This is a genomic window from Parendozoicomonas sp. 2304DJ65-17, assembly GCF_058148445.1.
The window spans coordinates 470660-490304 of sequence record NZ_JBYVJV010000003.1; the positions used below are offsets into that span (position 1 = coordinate 470660).

Annotated in this window: 12 protein-coding genes and 3 tRNA genes; 9 read left to right on the top strand and 6 right to left on the bottom strand. The window is 47.6% G+C overall.

Going from position 1 to position 19645, the window contains the following annotated elements; translation table 11 throughout:
• Positions 1–197 precede the first annotated feature (197 nt).
• The 4 genes from ACY2RR_RS11450 to ACY2RR_RS11465 all read left to right on the top strand — a co-directional run bounded on the left by ACY2RR_RS11450 (position 198) and on the right by ACY2RR_RS11465 (position 1823).
• Positions 198–273: transfer RNA gene (locus ACY2RR_RS11450), tRNA-Ala, on the top strand.
• 34 nt (positions 274–307) lie between these two features.
• A tRNA-Glu gene (locus ACY2RR_RS11455) sits at positions 308–383 on the top strand.
• 18 nt (positions 384–401) lie between these two features.
• Positions 402–477: transfer RNA gene (locus ACY2RR_RS11460), tRNA-Gly, on the top strand.
• A gap of 164 nt (positions 478–641) precedes the next feature.
• On the top strand, positions 642–1823 hold the full coding sequence (locus ACY2RR_RS11465; RefSeq protein ID WP_490108278.1) for a hypothetical protein: 1182 nt from the start codon (positions 642–644) through the stop codon (positions 1821–1823).
• On the opposite strand, the gene ACY2RR_RS11470 is transcribed toward ACY2RR_RS11465, so the two are convergent.
• The 5 genes from ACY2RR_RS11470 to ACY2RR_RS11490 form a co-directional block, all read right to left on the bottom strand.
• Positions 1813–2418 (bottom strand): LysE family translocator, encoded by a 606-nt coding sequence (locus ACY2RR_RS11470; RefSeq protein WP_490108279.1) that lies wholly within the window; start codon positions 2416–2418, stop codon positions 1813–1815. The genes ACY2RR_RS11465 and ACY2RR_RS11470 overlap by 11 nt on opposite strands.
• A 73-nt stretch (positions 2419–2491) precedes the next feature.
• Complete coding sequence (locus ACY2RR_RS11475) at positions 2492–3433, bottom strand: LysR family transcriptional regulator (RefSeq protein ID WP_490108280.1); 942 nt, start codon at positions 3431–3433, stop codon at positions 2492–2494.
• 24 nt (positions 3434–3457) lie between these two features.
• Complete coding sequence (locus tag ACY2RR_RS11480; RefSeq protein ID WP_490108281.1) at positions 3458–3874, bottom strand: thiol-disulfide oxidoreductase DCC family protein; 417 nt, start codon at positions 3872–3874, stop codon at positions 3458–3460.
• 29 nt (positions 3875–3903) lie between these two features.
• The gene (locus ACY2RR_RS11485; protein ID WP_490108282.1) at positions 3904–5061 is read right to left on the bottom strand and encodes an iron-containing alcohol dehydrogenase; all 1158 of its coding nucleotides are present in this window, start codon (positions 5059–5061) and stop codon (positions 3904–3906) included.
• Between the two features lie 232 nt (positions 5062–5293).
• Entirely contained in the window at positions 5294–5779 is a 486-nt protein-coding gene (locus ACY2RR_RS11490) for an HAD family hydrolase (protein ID WP_490108283.1), read from the bottom strand.
• A 195-nt stretch (positions 5780–5974) separates the two neighbouring features.
• Between ACY2RR_RS11490 and ACY2RR_RS11495 the strand changes: the two genes are divergently transcribed.
• Positions 5975–7351, top strand: a complete 1377-nt coding sequence (locus tag ACY2RR_RS11495) for an NAD(P)-binding domain-containing protein (protein WP_490108284.1) — start codon at positions 5975–5977, stop codon at positions 7349–7351.
• Here the strand turns inward: ACY2RR_RS11495 and ACY2RR_RS11500 are convergent.
• Positions 7299–9680 (bottom strand): DNA polymerase II, encoded by a 2382-nt coding sequence (locus ACY2RR_RS11500; protein ID WP_490108285.1) that lies wholly within the window; start codon positions 9678–9680, stop codon positions 7299–7301. The genes ACY2RR_RS11495 and ACY2RR_RS11500 overlap by 53 nt on opposite strands.
• Before the next feature lie 139 nt (positions 9681–9819).
• On the opposite strand from ACY2RR_RS11500, the gene ACY2RR_RS11505 reads away from it, so the two are divergent.
• The 4 genes from ACY2RR_RS11505 to ACY2RR_RS11520 all read left to right on the top strand — a co-directional run bounded on the left by ACY2RR_RS11505 (position 9820) and on the right by ACY2RR_RS11520 (position 19568).
• A complete protein-coding gene (locus ACY2RR_RS11505) occupies positions 9820–15822 on the top strand; it encodes a hypothetical protein (RefSeq protein WP_490108286.1) in 6003 nt (2000 codons plus the stop codon).
• Between the two features lie 56 nt (positions 15823–15878).
• The gene (locus ACY2RR_RS11510; RefSeq protein WP_490108287.1) at positions 15879–17840 is read left to right on the top strand and encodes a RecQ family ATP-dependent DNA helicase; all 1962 of its coding nucleotides are present in this window, start codon (positions 15879–15881) and stop codon (positions 17838–17840) included.
• An 88-nt stretch (positions 17841–17928) separates the two neighbouring features.
• Complete coding sequence (gene acuI / locus ACY2RR_RS11515) at positions 17929–18906, top strand: acrylyl-CoA reductase (NADPH) (RefSeq protein WP_490108288.1); 978 nt, start codon at positions 17929–17931, stop codon at positions 18904–18906.
• Positions 18907–19013: 107 nt separating this feature from the next.
• Positions 19014–19568 carry a DUF4136 domain-containing protein gene (locus ACY2RR_RS11520; RefSeq protein ID WP_490108289.1) on the top strand — a complete coding sequence of 185 codons (555 nt, stop codon included), beginning with the start codon at positions 19014–19016 and terminating at the stop codon, positions 19566–19568.
• Positions 19569–19645 lie beyond the last annotated feature (77 nt).

A 19645-nucleotide genomic window follows, 5' to 3' on the forward strand; every position in this document is an offset into this window, starting at 1 on the left:
TCTATGTTCTTTCAGGATTTTTTCTTCTTTTTGGCACATTCATCCTTCTTCCCTCCCCTGTCGTTTATCTCTTCCTTTATATGGGGAAAACCATCTCACACTTTTCTCCAGTTTTTCTTTTCCCGGTATTGACACACCCACAGCCTCCCCATAGAATTCGCACCACATTTCGGCAACAGCTTAGCGCTTTGCACGAAGGGGCCTTAGCTCAGCTGGGAGAGCGCAACACTGGCAGTGTTGAGGTCAGCGGTTCGATCCCGCTAGGCTCCACCATCTTCTTTATGAAGACTCTTTTCGAAGAGATTGTGTCCCGTTCGTCTAGTGGCCTAGGACACTGCCCTTTCACGGCAGTAACAGGGGTTCGAGTCCCCTACGGGATGCCATATTCTTTTTAGAATATTGCGGGAATAGCTCAGCTGGTAGAGCACAACCTTGCCAAGGTTGGGGTCGCGAGTTCGAATCTCGTTTCCCGCTCCAATTTGCTCTTTAAGAGCCAAAAGCCCAAATCGAAAGATTTGGGCTTTTTCGTATCTGCTTATCAATAAATTTTCTGCCTAAACCTTACATCCCCCTTAGTTGCCGACTGCAATATTGCTCACTAGTGTTTAGAGAGGATCTAAAAAGCGGCAGGCAGCCGGAGCATGACAAAATCCCTGTTCCTGAAAAGCTTCAAGTACACACTGCTTTTACTCTGGATATGCAGCAATGCACTTTGGGCCCGGCACCAATCTGGCATTCTGCCCATAAACGCCGAAGAACGCAGATTATTAAATACTCCCCCACTCTCTCCGAGCGGCATAAATGACGAGGAAGCATCCGTTCAGACGCTGACTTCCCATCTGGGTTCAGCCCCTTCCTTTAAAGAACTCAAAGCACTTGTACTGGAAGCAGGATCCAGTCTATGGCGTGATAACACAGATCATCAACAGCTTTATCGAGCCAGGCTTGCAGGGCGTATCCAAATCAAACAGCAAAAAAACAGCTTTTCCCTAACGCCTGAACAACGCAGAGAGCTATTGGCTCTTTATGAGTTAAGTTCTCGAGGCATGCTGAGTACAGCATTCCTAAATTCGGATAGCACAAACCTTTTGCTTATCGGGTTAGACCCATCCATCTTTGATTCAGGCACAAAAGGCAGTCACCAACTCACTTCTACGCTGCTAAATCTTGATGAACACCACTGGCAAGCTGATTTAGAAACCATTCACAGCCAGGCCGTTTTAGTACCCAACCGCTTTCGGGATTTTGACGATGGTCTGATAGAAGGCCTGCTCACTCCGTTTTTCCAGAACAAAACCCTGCAAGCCATTGTTGTTCTGTCGTCTGGCAATCAAAGAGAGCTGATCTTCCAGCGTTATGCAGGGCGCAACCGCAGTACCCCAATTCCTGACAACACCAACACCATCACCAGTGCCAAACCTTTCCGCCCATCACCTCCACGCCTTCAGGGAAAAAGCCTTACAGGCCCGGAGTTTCTCGCCAGCTCCCAGCCAGAGTCTTCATTTTTTACCGCCAGGCTACCTTGGCCGGTTATCGACAACCGCACGATTTCAACGCTCACGGGAACAAAAACAATAGAGAGTTTGGAAGACGTTCTTGAAGAGGTATCAGTTACCGGCTCCAGTGGCGGCTATCTACCAAATGAACTCACCTACAGGGCTTTATTGTTAAAACAACAGTTAAACAGCCCCGTAAAAGTGTTTCACCTGCAACTTCCCCAGCTTAACAACCAGAAAGAAAACCTGGCTCACAGAGTGACTCAACTGGAAAAAGTATTGAGCGCATTAATTTCATCTTCGGAATCAGAATCCGCTAACGACTAACAACCAGCAAAGCAAGAGCAATAAAAACAACTGCACTAATTCGATCCACCCAATGGCTGTTCTTTTGCAGCCAACCCAACAACCCGGTGCTGCCAATACCAAGGGCAACCAACGCATACCAAAGCATATCAATGCCACTGGCAGTCACAGCCATTATCAACTGATCAGTCAAAGTCAGGTCTGCAGTCACAAACTGGCTAAACAGAGCCAGAAAGAAAATCGCTAATTTAGGATTCAAGAAAGCAACCAGGAATCCACCACCAAAACCAACGAAGCGCCCTTCTTCTTTTTTAGATTCATTTTTCGCTTTGGGGCTAGCCCGAAGAATTTTCAGCGCCATATAAAGCAGGAATCCAGCACCCGCATATTGAATCAGGCTAAACAACCAGGGCGTATTGGCAATCACTACCCCCAGCCCCATAGAGGTGATTAAGGCGTACAAAGCTACACCCAAACCATGGCCTACAGCCGTAACAACTCCACCGCGGCGCCCAGTCTGGATTGTGTTATTGATGATTAGCGCAAGACTTGGCCCCGGGCTGATAGCTCCCAATGTACAAACCGCTGCTAAAGGTATCCAGTGAGTAAACGTCATTATTTGCCCCGCTCTACAATCTAGAAATCATAGGGCGATGCTATCTCTGCAAAGCTATTCCACAAAACGATAACTAGTCATATAAAGCAGTCTTTTTACTCATACCCAAAGTTGCAGACCTATCAAAACTGCCCTTAAGGAAGGACAAAGCCAGACGCCGAAACCATTGATGGGCAAGATCATCATCAAAACGCTGATGCCAGAACAGGTGATAATGCTGGCTAGGTGTTTCAAAAGGCAAAACGGCAAAACAGAGTGACTCGTTTTCAGAAAGCTGTGCCGCGATATGCTGAGGTGTGGTGAGCAGGGTATTGGTTTTACCAAGGGTTGCTACAGCAGATTGAAAGAACGGCACCACAGCAAGGCAGTTTCTCCGAAAGCCTAACCGCTCCAACTCTCTATCCACCAGCGTATCCTTATCCCCGCCGCCACTGACTTTCAAATGAGAAAATTGAAGATACTGCTCAAGTGTGATTGGTTTACCAGCAAGAGGATGATGTTTACCCATTAATACTGCCAGCCCATCCTGTCCCTGATAGAGCGCGCTGGAGCTCTCAGGGGGCACATCAATAATGGTTGAGACTAGGTCAATAGGTTGCTCACTGAAGCCGCCCACCATAGCGGGCTCCCACAGCCGAAATTCCAGACTCGCCTGTGGAGCCTGCCTTGCTACCTCTGCTGCAATATCTGAAAAAATGTATTGCGCCACATAATCCGAAGAGGCCATAACAAACTTTCGGGAACATGAAGCTGGATCAAACTGCCGAGGTTGATAAAGCGCTTCAAGGCTCTGCATCACATCAGGCAACCGCCCTTTCAGCTCTTCAGCCTTGGGGGTGAGCAGATATTTCTGACCATCGCGCACCAGCAATTCATCATCAAAGCTATCTCGCAACTGAGCAAGAGTTTTACTGACGGCTGACTGGGTCATATGGAGTTGTTCAGCCACCCTGGTCAGGTTTTTATGTTCTAGCAGAACCTCGAGCACAGGTAGCTGATTAAAATTACGACGCATCCCTATCCACCAGAAATCTTTGAATTAACGCTTGCCGGTCGGGCATGAGGGTTGCCCCAGAAGAAAAGCAAACCGGCGGGCAAGACTATGACGATTGTTCGCAAAGGTTCGATACCCCCAATCAGCTAGAGCTCGAAACAAGGGCCAACGTAAAGGCGCTATCAGAAAACCAAGGTTTACTGCTTCCCAGGCCGCCAAAGTCGCATCCACACCTGTAACCATACGGCCATCACCCAGGCGAGCATGAATTAATCGATCCAGCGCTTCCGGGTCCATCTCAGGATATTCTTCAGAAAAGCCTTCCCGGCTAATATCAACCATGTTTAGCCGCCGATCTTTGTCTTTTTTATAAAGCCAGTTGATCTCTTTCATGCAGATAGGGCAGCTGCCATCATAAAACAACGTAACCGGGAAACTGATTTCCTTGCGCTTTAAAACCATTTTCCGCCCTCCCTACGAGAATATTCTCACTATAACCGTGCCAGTAAAATCTGACGAATCTCCTCTTCGTTAAGAGATACCGGAGATTGTTTATTATCGCTTGCAGCTGCCACATCACGACATCCCTGCTCCGTTAACCCAAACGAAGATAACCTAGGAATACTGAACACCTCTTGCCAGTGCTGCAGCAGATCAATCAAAGCCTGCCCTCCCGGCGCATTAAACTCAGGATAAAGCTGACGTACCAAGCCACCAACTCGCTTTAACTTTTCTATAGCCAACGCATCTTCAGGTGAACGCTCATAAATACTTTTAAACACCGGAGGAAGTAGAGTCCCGCAGGCAACGCCATGAGGTACGGAAATATAACCACCAAGCGGGCCAGCAATACCATGCACTGTTGCTAAGCCAGCATTTGCCAGAGTTACTCCGCCCAGGTAAGCCGCATAGGCCATACGACCTCTGGCTTCAACATTATTCGGCTCACGGAACACAACAGGCAGCGCCTGCAAAGCCATTTCCAAACCATTCCAGGCCAGAGCATCAGTTAACGGATTAGCCTTCACTGAAACATAAGACTCCAGCAATTGAGACAACGCATCCATGCCACAATAAGCAGTGGTATCGGCTGGACATCCAACCATCAATTCAGGATCAAGAATGGCAACTGGCGGCACATAAGCATCATGGCGTAAAGACTTTTTGAAACCTTCAGGGCCAGTGCGGGTAATAACAGCATTCTTGGTCGCTTCACTGCCAGTTCCTGAGGTTGTAGGAACCGCAATCATCGGCAGTGTTTTACTGCTGGGGCTTAGATCACCAACACCCTCAAGATAACGCTTTACCGAGTGCTCATGGCAGATCATTGCTGCCACGGCCTTACCGGCATCCAGCACACTGCCACCACCAATGGCTATGACACAACCGGCATTGCCTGGGCAGGTTTTGACAATATCATCAATGGTGGTATCAGATGGCTCACCCTTTACACAGAACGAAGAAACCTCCACTGCTCTTTCTTCCAGCTGCTGCATCAATGCTTTATACGCAGACTGCTGCAAAAAAGATCCTCCGGCAATCAACACAACATGATGAACGCCATCCGGTAACTCACCCGGCAAATCGGCAATGGAACCAGCACCAAAAATAAGCCTCTGATTAGTCAGAAAGGTAAAACCGTTCATCATAGAAAACCTTAAGAAGAGAATTGCGAATCTGTGAGCACTTTCTCAGAAAGAACATATTTCATAAAAAGTGTGAAGAGCATCGCCGAATCAATTGGCATTCTCCGGTTAAATATCGAAAACACACATACTGGATTTCTGTTATGCCTCAACACACCAAACATTTGCACTTTTATGGTTTGGCTCTTACATCTGTGATTATTGGTGCCGCGTTAACACGATTGCTGTTTATCATTTAATTACTCAAGAGCACCTCGAGCTCACTTAGCCGGCTTATTGCTCTTACCTCTTCAGGCACATCTGCGTTTTTATGATTAAGCCAAACGGCATCAATACCTGCCTGCTGAGCACGCTGTACATCATTCTCCAGAGAGTCACCAACCATAAGAATCTGCCCGCTTTCACCACCCAGGCGCAATGCAATGACTCCATAGTAACCATTATCTACTTTCTTACAGCCAATATTTTCCTGGCAGAAAACATGGTCGATAAATTCTGCCAGCCCACCTCGTTCAAGAGCCAGCCAGATTTCACGCTCACTGGAATCGGCAGCATTGGTTGCAAGACTGCAGGTGTAATTCTTTGAAAGGTTCTTCAGTAGGCTCCTCGCTCCTTCTACAACTTTGATTTCAGGCCATAAATACATTGGCCCTGCACAACCGAGAATATCCTCCATCAGGGTATCCCCCCAATCAAAAACTATATTGCTGTAGTTATTCATAGCGCTTTTTTGTTGGGTAACAGTGCGGTTATATCGCTGGCACCAGCCCAACGCAACGGTATCTAACACACATTGTAATAACACCAAGGATCTATCTTCGCTGTGGCATGCTCAATATCACCCACCTCCTCTCATCTCACACCCGCCTCAAGAGCACAGCTATTAGAGAAGGGTGAATGTGGAGCAAAGCGAACTGTGAATACAGTTATTGTGGGTGCTGGGCCTGTGGGATTAATGACAGCAAAACTGTTGAGTGGACTGGAATTTATTCATAAACCCAGCGCTTGCAACAACGTACTCCATAACAACCTAAATGCGGATCAGCGGGTATTCTGGCCTGACTTCCCTACCAGCTTTGAGCAAGGTCGCGGACAATCAGTCACCGGCAACTGGTTTGATACTTTCCGTTTCCATGGTTCAAAGTCAGAGCCTGTACATTGTCTGGATTGGTCTGAAGACCCTGACAAAGCCGTAGACTGGCAGATCATCAGTGAATGGCCGCCCGGTGGCAGCTGGCAATCCTACCGGCCGGAACAATGTACAGTCAGCCCTCTAAACTGGATGGAACTGCCAGACAAACCACTTAGCCAGTGGTTTACTACCGACAACCCTCACGATTGGGATAACAAGCGTCCCGGCAGAAAACGTATCTATGCCCGCCAGCTTTGTCAGTATTACGAAGATTACGCCAAAACTCTTGATGCTGGCCGCATACATACCCACTGCCGAGTCACTTCAGCAGTGAAGGAAAATGACCTTTGGCGGGTCACGATTCAATCCAGTGATAAAGCAACCCCTGAACAGGTTATTCATTGCCACAATCTGGTGGCCGCTGTTGGTAATACCCGCATAGAACCCATGAACATTCCCGGGGAAGAATCGGACATCGTTTCACGCACTACAAAAGCTGCCTCTGCCGCTATGGATAAGCTGAAACCTGGTGACAGCATTCTGGTTATGGGCATGGGACTTTCAGCCGCTGATGTGATTATTCGAGCGTGGGAAAAAGGTCTGCATGTTCACCATTTGGTTGATAGCAAAACTGTGGCGGAGGGTGAAAGCCATAAATCCGAACACTCAGCTATTGCCTCCTCAAGGGTTCTTCTTAAGTTACGTAACAGCGAAGAGCTCCTCCAACACGCCGAAGTTGCAGAAGCCATGTGCAATAAAAAACTTCACAGGGATGATTACACAAGGCTGGAAGATCAAACCTTATTACAGATAGACGAACAGGGCTGCCAATTGCGAGATAAGGGACATGTTAGAACGGAAGTTTTCCAACACGTTGCACCACTCACTGGCACTCGCGCAGACTTCTCATGGCTTAAGACACCACTAACTCAGGAAAAACTGGACGATCCAGAAAGTTATTGCCAAATAACCCATGAATGCCTTCATCCAGATTTGAAAGGATTATTTGTTATCGGCGGCTGCACCGACGAACCATTCCAGAGATTTACCATGGGCCAGGCCGTTGCTGCAGCAGAAACTATCAAAGCCCGAAACAAGAAGGAGTCAGTTAAAACAGACTGCCCTGTTCATCAATCAGAGCATCAAAATCCAGACCAATAAACGGCAGAACACCTTCCGCAACCGGCTTAAGCTGCCTTTCAACATAGTGATCGTAATCAATAGCACTGTGATGATGCTCAACAGCTTCCGGACCAGCCATTGTTATCAGATAGCTGATCCAGCCTTTATGTTGATAACGCAGGGATTTGTCCAGTTTTTTATTCTGTTCATCCGCCTGTCGAGCAGCCCGTACTTGGGGTGGAATATTTTTCACATATTCATGCAGATGGCGGCGCAGTCTCTTGCGGTAAACCAATTGTTCATCCAGTTCTCCGGCGCGGGTTCTGGCAACATAGTCTTTCACCAAAGCTTCCGGAGATTCACCGGCAAAAACCTTTTCGAATAATTCGGTCTGGAAAGACTTGGCCAAAGCCGTCCAGTCTGAACGCACGGTTTCCAAACCTTTGAAAACCAGCTCTTCCCCTTTATCCGTCCGCTTTAATCCGGCGTAACGCTTTTTGCTTCCGGTTTCTGAACCACGAATGGTTGGCATCAAAAAGCGGCTATAAAGCGTTTCGTATTCCAGCTCCAAATAACAATCCAGATCAAACTCTTCACGGAGTTGAGTTTGCCAACGCTGGTTAATCTCTGCCTCTAACTCTCTGCCTATGGCATCAGCCTGCTCTGCGGTTACGTCACTTCCCAGCAAAACAAAGGTGGAATCAGTATCACCATAAATTACCTTATGGCCACGACTCTCAATCCAGCGGGCGGTCTGCTGCATAATTTCATGGCCGCGCATGGTGATTGAGCTTGCAAGCCGGGTGTCGTAGAAACGACAACCACCAGAGCCCAGCACGCCATAAAACGAATTCATAATAATTTTCAGAGCCTGAGAACGGGCAGCATCTTTTTCGCGTTTCGCCTCATCCCGCTGACTCCAGAGCGAAGCAATAATTTCAGGCAAAAAATATTTATCCCGGGAGAACACACCACCACGAAATCCGGGAATAGCTTTATCCGGCTTCAGAAGACCTTCCACCAGCCCCATGGGGTCAATCTTGAAAGTACGAATAATGGATGGATACAGACTTTTAAAATCCAGCACTAAAACGTTGTCGTAAAGCCCTGGTACGGAATCCATCACATAACCACCGGGGCTAGCCAGTCCACCACCTTCTGGAAGGTTGGGAGCGATATAACCGGCACGATGTAACCGGGGAAGATAGAGGTTGGTGAAAGCAGCAACCGAACCGCCCTGCCTGTCCAGTTCCAACCCAGTCAAATGACTGCGTAAACGCAGATAATCCAGCAACCGGCAATGTTCAAAAATATCATGCACCAGTCGACAGTCTTCAAGGTTATAGCGTGCCAGCTTTTGCTTGTTATTTTCAAAGTCATGAGTGATGGCGGCCATACGGTTATCAACATCTTCCGTATTCTTGCCTCTGCCCAACAGAGCTTGGCTGACATACTCCAGACTGTAACTTTCAAAGTGCATGGTCATGGCTTTTAAACTGTCGATTCCATCAATCACCATACGGCCCGGAATAGTGATAAAACCCTGCCCTTCTTCACCCCGACGATCCCGCCAGCTGGCTATGCGCTGGCGGCTACCTGCACCCCGCCCAAGCGCGAGCTTTATACCATGTATTTCCGCCCGCTTAATTAATAACCGGAAGTCAAAATTAATAACATTCCAGCCAGTAATAATGTCCGGATCCCAGAGTTGAATAACCCTGACCAGCTCATCCAAAAGATCCCGCTCATTATCAACCCAGGTAATATTCTGAACATCTGATTCTGGCTGGCCAATCATTAAAACCAGTTCCTGACCGGAACTGTCTGGGCCATGACCATAAAAACCAATGGAATACAGCTCACCTTTGGCAGAACACTCAATATCGAGAGAAACAGCCCGGAAATCAGGGACAAAGCCTGCAGGTCGAATCTTCACATTCCGGTATTCAGTAAACCCTTCAAACTCCCTAGCCTGCCCAGTGAATTCCAGTCCACCGTTAACAAAGCGCTCCATCAGGTAGCGGTCCTGCAGACGGAAATCATCTTCAAAAACAGGAACAGCGCTACCCTGTAAGGCTTTACGTGCCTGCCAGGCCAGATCGAGAGTGAGGAAATAAAATGCTGTGACCGGTTTGTGATTGAAGGTTTTCATCTCCAAAGGGCGACTGCGAAAATGAATGCCTGTACCTCTCAGCATTCCTTCGCAATGCTCCTGATTTTCGCTATTCACAAAGAAAACTGGCTGTTCACCCTCAACCACCAGCCTTGCTGGGCCGCTATCGGTCACAACCCACAGAACAATCTCTGTATGGCGGCTACGATCGTGGCTGTTACGGCTCAGCAAAAAGCCAGAAGTCACTGTGTTCACAATGCCTTGTCACATATATGTCAGAAGATTCTACCGATAGTAACATGCCAGAACCGCTGTCATCCCTGTCAGTCACAACTGTTTTTGGTTGATATTCACGGTCTATAACCTATTCGGAATATTAGCCTGCAGGTTCAACGTGTTAACAGGTCTTCAAACCAAATCGGCGATCCCACCAACCATACCCTTGGTTGAGTCCGGTTGGCTGAAAGGAAGAGTCGTTTACCATGACCCGGAAGCTGCGCGCTTTCAGTGGGCATCCGCTTTGCGACCAATAAGTTGCGGAAAGTTCCCGGGGGATAAAAATCTTGATAACTGGCTGATAAAGGTTGTCGAAGACTGTACCCGAGCTTACCCCAACAGAGTCTGTATCGTAGGATCAAGAATTCTGCAGCGGATTATGGGTACACGCTATCTGTTTCAAGGGGTAGAGGAAGGTCGCTTTGTGACTCACTCCAATGATCTTGATCTTTGGGCTGATGATGAACAGATGCAGAATGACATCGTTGAATACCTGAAAATCCAGATCAATGGACGACCAGATCTGATCTGCAGGGTATCAGAATCTCCTCTTAAAAATTTCCATCATGGCATTCAACAAAGAACAATCAAAATATTCCGACTGAATGAAAATAAGGAATATGTATTCCTCAGCAGCATAGATTGTTCCGCCCCTTTGGTCGGAGAGCCTGAAACAGAAGCAGCTAAAGTAGCCGTCAATACTTCGCGCAATAGAATCCATCGTTTTTTGCAAGCTTCACAGCCCATTTGCATGGCGATGAGCGTTGCTCCAACCGGGCAGGTAATAAACTATTGCCCGAGAACGCTGACCGACATGGATTATCTGCAACTCCTGAGTGAGGTTCTTGAAAATCCAGACTGCACCGATGAGATGAGAGCCAAACAACAGGATGCGGTTCGCATGCTGGCATATCATGAGGTCACTCGACTAATGCCAATGCATGGTTACCAGGTTGACCTGTTCTGCCTGCGACTTATGGAGATTATCTGTTTCCATCTCCCTGAGCTCAGGCCATTTATTGATGGGCACCTGCACCAACTTCTTGCCCCTCAACAGTATGAGCTCTTCAAACCTATGTTGACAGGCCCACAGTTTCAGCCCGTCCCAAAACCCTTGATGGACTCACCAAAAACCTATGTTCGCAGTGAAAAAAGAGAGCTAGCTGTAGAAATTGTTACCCCGAGCGACTCTCCAAATGAAACAGAAGCAACAAAATCCGAAGAAGAACAACCTCAGATAACAAAAGAAAAAGAACTCGAACCTTCGCTTCCAGAAACTGAAGCCGTTCTTAAAAGCACAGTTGAAGGAAGCAAACCTCAAAATCCACCGTCACCTGCACCAAAAGAAGAGATGGACATTGAAACTCAACAAGACCCAGTACCCGTAAAAAAAGAACCATCCCCTATTCTGGATATACCGAAGGAAAAATCCTCCCCCCTAATAACTGAACGGGAAACAACAGCGCCTGAAAGTACCAGCTATGCCTCCCTGGCCAGCAAAGTTCTACCCAAAAAAGTGGTAACAAAACCTTGTAGCACACAAGCCGCCACTAAGAAGAAAAGCCCATCAGCAAGACCCAAAAGAGTTGAAGACCTGAGTTCACCCAGTCCGCTAACACCTAGAAAAGTCCACAAAAAAAAGAAGAAAAAGTCCGCGCCTCTGGAAAGTTTTACAGTCTCGCCACTGTCACATTTAACAACACAAGACATTGGACACCTGATCACCGAGCTGGAAACTGAACCAGAAGCGTTTAGAAGGCACACCATTCTGCGAAGAAAAGGAGTGGATATTGAGCAACTGAACAGCCTTGTTCTGGAGCAGTCTCCTGATCTGACTCCCCAGATGGAATTGATTTATCACCTGCTCACACAAGCATACCAATCTATTCCTGAAGCCGAGCCTGAACCGGAGATGCCTCCTGAACCACTAGAGCAACCCTCAGCAGAGGTTTATTCTGTTGGATCATCGTTAGATATTGAGTCGTCATTTTCAGAACTCAGCCTGGGGGATGGTACGGAAGCCTCAAAGGACGATTCAATTCCAGACGATATATCCATCAGCAGTGATGTTGAAAAAATGTCCGGAGTAGCACTCTCATTAAACACTCGCATGAAGAGTTGCCCGCGCTTTTCCTTAAAATCAAAAATTCCAGAAAAGCATATAACCGAATATATGCTGACCGGTGTATTCCCTCCCGGTTTTAAAGAGCGGGATCGTCAGGCTTTAACATCAGCTTTAGGAACACTCCCATCATCTATGGCTCTGGTCAGAGCAGGTGTTGTGTCAGGTTGTTATGCCGAGCACGAACAACCGGTCATCCTTCTTCAGGATAATCCCTCGACCGCGCAACAAGCATTGCAAACGCTCAAGGATGAGAAAGCGATTGGCCACCCTTATGGCCTCTATTTAAAGGGTGTTCTGTTATTACGAACATCTTCAGATTCAAAACATGCAACTCGTTGTTTAGTAAGGGCAGCAACTGCCGGGGTCACAGGAGCGGCAGTTGAACTCCTTCACCTTGCCTTGTCTGACAGTAATAGCGAACTGCCCGTTAGCGCTGCCATGATGATGCTTAAAAACTGCATAGAGCGCCCACAAGGCAAACAGCTTTCTCTACGCATTCAATGCCGCACTCCACGATTCCCCTTCAGCGTCGCGGATATCATTATTAACGCTGTTGAAAAACGCTTGCACTTACCGGACACAAAATTGAGCTGGCAAGAGCTCGGCCATGAGTGCTCACATATGGCACAAACCGTTGCCGCAGACCCGAAAGAACGTCTGTTGCTAACTGCCTGTTGCGCGTTTAACTATGCTGGTGATGTTCGCAAGGCCAGGGAGTTCCTTGATACCTTTGGCAAGAAACGATTGGTGAAGCTCACTGACACTCAGAAGTTCGACTGGTCTGCACAATTACTTCCCGCTCACCTGAAGAGTCACAAGACAGTAAGAGATACCTCCAAGTCTGAATGTTCAGCAGTTGAACCCCTGACAGCAGATGATCTCGTGCTTCCAACCGGGCTGAAAACCGGTCCCATGGAACAAGCTCTGTTCTGTATGATTCTGAATGATGGAGCAAGGTTTGTCGGAAACCTCGAGGATATACAACCTAATGCACCGGGTTTCTGGTATGAGTGGCTGCCTTTTTGCTTACCCTGCAATCTTGAAAGCACCTGCCCAGAGCAAGCTGGATTTGGCTGGCTAAAGGGAATACCGGCCTTAAGGAACTACTGGAAATACCTAAACAGTCAGGCCAAGATAAAATGCGTTGAACCATGTAAACCGGTTTTGGAAGAGCCTGAATCCACAGACACCAAATCCACCACCAAAGAAGTGGAACAAAAATCTCAGGCCAGCACCTGCTTACATTTTCCAGCGTCACCTGTGATGGCCCATGAAACCAGTGAAGTTTTAAATGCGGATTTCCCACTGGGGGCAAAACAATACGCTGAAAACTTCCAGGAGATGGACACGTTAATGCTCAATACGTTGTCCATAAAAACTCACCCCAAAACATGCGAACTGCCAGAAGCCCTCGCCACCTATGCATCTGAAAGATCTCATACGTCCTGTGCGAAAGGGTGCGACCTTACGTGCAATGCTCTGCAAGTCTTAGGCGCAAAACTCTCTGGTTCGGCCACCAATGGCATTACCATTCCGGTTCCCACGAAGGAAGCAAGACAAAAAGCGCTACCGATACTGTCGCAAGCCATCAGCCAGTATGGGAATCCATACGCGTGCTGGGTTTATGCCCGGCTAGTCAGAGCCGAACTACTAAACAACCTGCATACCCCGCAAGGAGAGCAGCATTGGTATGAAAACTACCTTGGCCTTCTTTTATACGCGGGTACTGTGGGAGTTGACGGCGCAACAGATGATCTTCTGAAAGAATTACTCGCTGGGCGAGCAGACGCACTTATGATTCCTGTCACCAGTCTGGTGAATCATCGACAGGGGCGAAGCGCTCATCTGGCGCTTGATTTTGAGTTCCCCCCTATTCTCAAAAACCCATTCACAGATTTTGTTACCAGCTATGACGGCCAACCCGAAACGGAGTCAGCTGACCAAAAGACAACAGAAACGAAGTTATGGGGGCAGCATATATCCAAAGGGCTGGCGCTTCTTGCCGAAGAATTAAAAACATGTTCAAACACAACCCACAAGATTCGCCTGTTTCTCTTGTATGCAACCTTGCGTACCAGCTGCCGGTACAAAGCGCCAAAGCCTGATGAGTTAAGACTGTCGCTTGATCGAGATGAGCACACTCACCTGCCTGTAGCGTTACAACTCAGCATAATTTCTTCGCTGAGTTACTTGCCAACACATACCAAAGCTTATTTAAAACAGTTACTGCAGGATGTTGGCATACCTGCTGTCTGCCGACTGCAGGTATGCTGGGAAACTCTATCAACCAAGCCGGAAGCTATGCAGGCAACCATGCGCCCTGAGGATTGTGCGACACTGTTGTCATACCTCAAATGGCAACCTGGGCACCAGAATATGCAAACGGCCATTGAACAGTTGAAAACGAAATCTCCAAAAACCGCGAAAGCCATGGGTCAGAGTTTACATAACGCTGAACAGTTAATGGTGTTATTTCAACAATCTGTTCTTGCCGATCTTGGTCAGTTAGAACCCTGGCCAGAAGACAAAAAACTCGACCCCATTCGTGGCTGGATTGCTTTGTACCAAATGCTGAAAGGAGAGGGTCATAGTTCTTTTTTCGATTCGGTCAGCAAAAGTGTAGCCGACAGAATCAAACGTATGGAACAGGAACTCCGTGACTATCTGGATCAAAAAGAAGGTGACGGTGCACAACCACAACTGCTGCGTCTTATAAAAAAATACCAGACATCTGTCAGTCGAAAAGACGCAATGATTACTTTAGGAAAATTAACGCAGTTTGCGGCTATAGACCTTCTGGCAGAATTGAACATGATGCCCAGTCAAAACCCGGTCAATCCTTATACACCTCTTCTAAAGGCCCTCTGCACAGAAATGATGGGCGGGCAGATTTGTAAGGAAGAGCAGATCGTCACAGCCACAACGAAGTTGTTTGAAGCCAGCATGTATGGTGCGGATGATGCCGCTATCCATTATGGCCGGCTTGCATTAATGCCTTCATCGGCGCTTTCTATTGAAAGAATGCTGGAAATGTTCCTTGTACAGTACCAGCGACCACGCCGTCATAAAGTACGTTTCACAATTCCAACCTTTCATAGCGCCAACCCGGAGATGCAGTTTATTCTGGATATACTGATTTCTCTCTGCCTTGAATCTGATGGAGCACGAAAACCAACCGCTTCGCTTATTGCCGATGACTTAATTCCCGCCCTTGAGGCTCTCAGGGCAGGCATAGTCAGTACCGAAATTCGCGGTAAGATCAATCTGTTGATCAGTATTTGCTTCCACAAGATCAATCAGAACCAGGCACGGGTTCTGTTCGATCCCAAAAAGTGTGACTTATTATCACCTCCATTCTTGTTCCAGTGGGCCCAGCACCTTTGGTGGGTGACCAGCCATACGGATGAGTACAGAACATGGGTGAAAAAGACGACGACCGCTATCAACGAGTCATTGGGCGGACGCTCCCCCGGAATCCATGCGGTTCCCTATCACATAGGACTGAAAAAACCATCGCAGAAAATTAAGCAGCAATTTCTGGACTGGCACCATAGATCAGGCTCCTGGCATGAACTACTGGTTCTTATGGGCAAAGGCGAAGCCAGTTCCTGGAAAAGAGCTTATTGTGATGAGAAATCAGTGATCTGTGAAACGCCTGGAGAAAAGGTCAACGAACACTTTATAAATCTGGTGCAAATGCAGATAGTTGAGGCCTTGATTACAGGCCAGTTACCCGTTCAACTTGTTCCGCAAAATGAAGAGCAGCGGAAAATGGCTAAATACTGGTATGACTTACATTCTACGGAAGAAAGACATTTCTCTGGTGTCTCCGAAGCTTCAGGCACTCTGGAAGATAAACCTGATTGTGCAGGCGAACCTGTAGCAAAGAAAAAAAAGAACAAGAAAAGAAGCAAAAAGAGTAAAGCCCAAGATACTGGAGCAAACTCTCAGCCGGTAAAAGATCCTCTTCAAGCCAGCGAAGCTGAGCCCTCTTAAAGATTTTTCAGTAAACTGGCCACACTGAGCGATATACACCATAGGATTCGAGCACAATGCTCCCTTCAGATTTACACAACAACCTTCTTCACTGGTTTGGGTTCAACTCTTTTCGCGAGGGACAGGAACAGGTTATTCAAACCATTATTGATGGACGCTCCGCCGCAGCAATTTTCCCAACAGGTTCTGGCAAATCACTCTGCTATCAGATGGCGGCTCTGAGTCTGCCTCACCTCACTCTGGTGGTTTCACCTCTGCTGGCGTTAATGCAGGATCAACTGGACTTTCTGAACAGCCGCAACATTCCAGCAGCCAGTATTGATTCCACTCACAGCGGCGATGAAACCCGGCAGATTATGCAGGATGTTAGGAACGGTACGATTAAAATCCTGATGGTCTCAGTGGAGCGTTTAAAGAATGAGCGCTTTCGCCAATTTATCAGCAACGTTCCTGTTTCTTTGCTGGTTGTTGATGAAGCTCACTGTATTTCGGAATGGGGCCATAACTTTCGCCCGGACTACTTGAAGCTCCCCGATTACCAGAAAGAGTTTCGTATCCCTCAATCTCTGTTGCTGACAGCCACAGCTACGCCAAAAGTCATGGAAGATATGCAGCAGAAGTTTGCTATTGCTAGCGGCGACATTGTGGCGACAGGTTTCTACCGCCCTAACCTTGATTTGTCAGTCACTTCCGTTGATCAGAATAACCGGGATCAAACTCTGCTGGAATGGTTAACGCCTCACAGATATGACGCCTCAATCGTTTATGTCACCCAACAGAAAACAGCCGATACGCTGGCAGCATTTCTAAGGGACAACGGTATTAACGCTGTTGCCTATCACGCAGGCATGCAGAGTGAAGAGCGGGACAATATTCAACAGGCATTTATGAACAACCGCTACAAATGCATTGTTGCCACAATCGCATTTGGTATGGGCATTGATAAAAGCGATATACGCGCCGTTGTTCATTACGACCTGCCCAAATCTATTGAAAATTACAGCCAGGAGATTGGCCGCGCGGGGCGCGACGGCCTTCCTTCCCAGTGCCTTGTTCTGGGAAACCGGGACAACCTCAATGTGCTGGAAAACTTTGTGTATGGTGACACGCCCACCGCCAATAGTATCAAACTGGTTTTGCAGCAGATTCGCGACGCTGGCATTCAGTGGGAAGTAATGATGAACCAGCTGTCATCATCAACCAATATACGACTTCTGCCTCTGAAAACCCTGTTGGTGTATCTGGAAATGCAGGGCGTAATTCGTCCTTTGTACAGTTACTTTGCTGAATACCGACTGCAATATGTCATCCAACCCGACCAACTGGCTGAACACTTTCAGGGAGAAAGGCAACAATTTGTTGAAGCCCTGCTCAGAAGTGTACGCATGGCCCGCACCTGGGGCACGCTGGATATCGACAGTTTCTGCCAGAGTTACAACTCAATGGGAGGGCAAACCGATCGCAGCCGAGTGATCAAGGCACTGGATTATTTTCAGGAACAGAACTGGATTGTTCTGGAAAGCAAACAGATGACCGAGGTGTATCAGGTTATCGGCAATCACTTTGTACTGAATGAATTAACTGACACACTCCATCAACTGTTTAAGAAAAAAGAACAGAGCGAAATTCAACGAATTCACGAAATGATAGCTTTGTTTGAAAGCGAAGAGTGCCTGACCAGCCAGTTGGCCCAATGGTTTGGTGATCACAACACGCCTTCACAGTGTGGGCATTGCTCAGCCTGTCGGCAGGTAGCGGTTGCGTTCCCCACACCACCTTTAAATCCACCAGCAGACTCTGTGAATATCCAGCAGTTGCTCCAGCCCTATACAGATAAACTCAGTACAATTTTGGAGCAACAATCGGAGTCAGAGACTCTAGCCCGATTTCTTTGTGGCATCCCTGAACCGGTTTTGCAAAAAGTTCGTGGGCGCTCGCTGCCAGGGTTTGGAACTTTAAGCCAATGGCCCTATCAAAGAGTTATAAAAACTATTCGTGATTTTTATAAATTAAAATAAGTTTAGGTTTTTTCAACTATTTACACATCCTATACGGTCTATCATCCTAGGCCTCAGGATTTATCACTTAACATCTGGAGAATGTCGTATGTTCAAGGCACTGGTACTGGAACAAGAAGACAACAAAACCCTGTCCTCTGTGAAACAGCTGGAAGTTGGCGACTTGCCGGAAGGCGATGTTCTGGTAGATGTTGAGTACTCCTCCCTGAACTACAAAGATGGTCTTGCGGTTACTGGTAAAGGCAAGATTATTCGCAACTTCCCTATGGTTCCCGGCATTGATTTCGCTGGTACTGTAGCTCATTCCGATAACACCTCCTTTGATAAAGGCGACAAGGTTATCCTGACTGGCTGGGGCGTGGGTGAAAACCATTGGGGCGGTATGGCTGGCAAGGCTCGGGTAAAAGCCAGCCAGCTGGTGAATATGCCTACAGGTCTGGACAGCAAAAAAGCCATGGCTATTGGTACCGCGGGCCTGACCGCTATGTTGTGTGTAATGGCTCTGGAAGATGCCGGTATCACGCCTGAAAGCGGCGAAATTCTGGTAACCGGTGCCAGTGGTGGCGTGGGCAGTGTTTCCGTGTCTCTGCTGTCTAAACTGGGTTACAAGGTTGCAGCCGTTTCTGGCCGTGAAGAAAACACACCTTTGCTGCAGGAACTTGGTGCCAATCGTGTATTGCCTCGCAGCCAGTTTACCGAGAAAGGTCGCCCACTGGACAAACAATTCTGGGCAGGTGCGGTAGACACTGTCGGCAGCCAGCTGCTGGCTAATGTTCTGTCTCAGGTAAACTACGGTGGTTCTGTAGCAGCCTGTGGTCTGGCCGGTGGTTTTGATCTGCCTACAACCGTGATGCCATTTATTCTGCGTGGCGTAAACCTGTTGGGTGTTGATTCTGTTTACTGCCCGCTGGAACGTCGTATGACTGCCTGGAACCGTCTGGTTGAACTGTTGCCAGAATCTTTCTTTGAACAGGCCTGTACTGAAGTTGCTCTGGAAGATGTTGCTGAACAGGCGGAAGCAATTACCAATGGTCAGGTGACTGGCCGTGTTCTGGTAAAACTGTAACTCTATAGTTCTACTTAACGGCATCGCTAACAGGCGATGCCGTTATTGTTTTTTCCCACCTTCAACTATTCTCTGTCAGCCTTGAAATCTGGTCTGGATTTTCAACCATGCTGACATCCTCAAGATTCCTGTTTGTTATTTTTACACTGGCCTTTTTAGGAGGCTGTGCTTCCAATGTAAATTGGGACTATGACCCAAACCAGCCTCTGAATAACCTGAAAACCTATTCCTGGCTCAGCGGTAATGAAAAAGATGAGGCCTATAACAAACAGGCTCTGGTACAGCAGCGTATTCATACAGCCGTTGACAGAACACTACAGCAAAAAGGGTTCCGCCCTGTTGCTGATCATGAAAAAGCCGACTTCCTCGTACATGATTCCATGATGGTAGAAAACCGTCAGGAACAATACCAGACAGGTTCTCACTTTGGTTACGGCTATTATCCGTGGTCAGCCGGTTTCTCTGTGGAAACCCGCACACGTTATTACGATGAAGGCACTTTAATCATTGATGTTATCGACCCGAAAACCAGGCAACTGATCTGGCGAGGCAGTAGCTGGGCCCGGCTGGATAAAACCTCAACGCCGGACGAGCGCATAGTAAATATCAATAAAACCGTACAGCTTATTCTCTCGGGTTTTCCTCGGCCACAAACAAAATAAACACCCGATAACACTTAGTAACTTTTTTTATTACGGTTTGAATCTAAGCTTCTCTAAGTATTTTTTGGGGTAGCTGG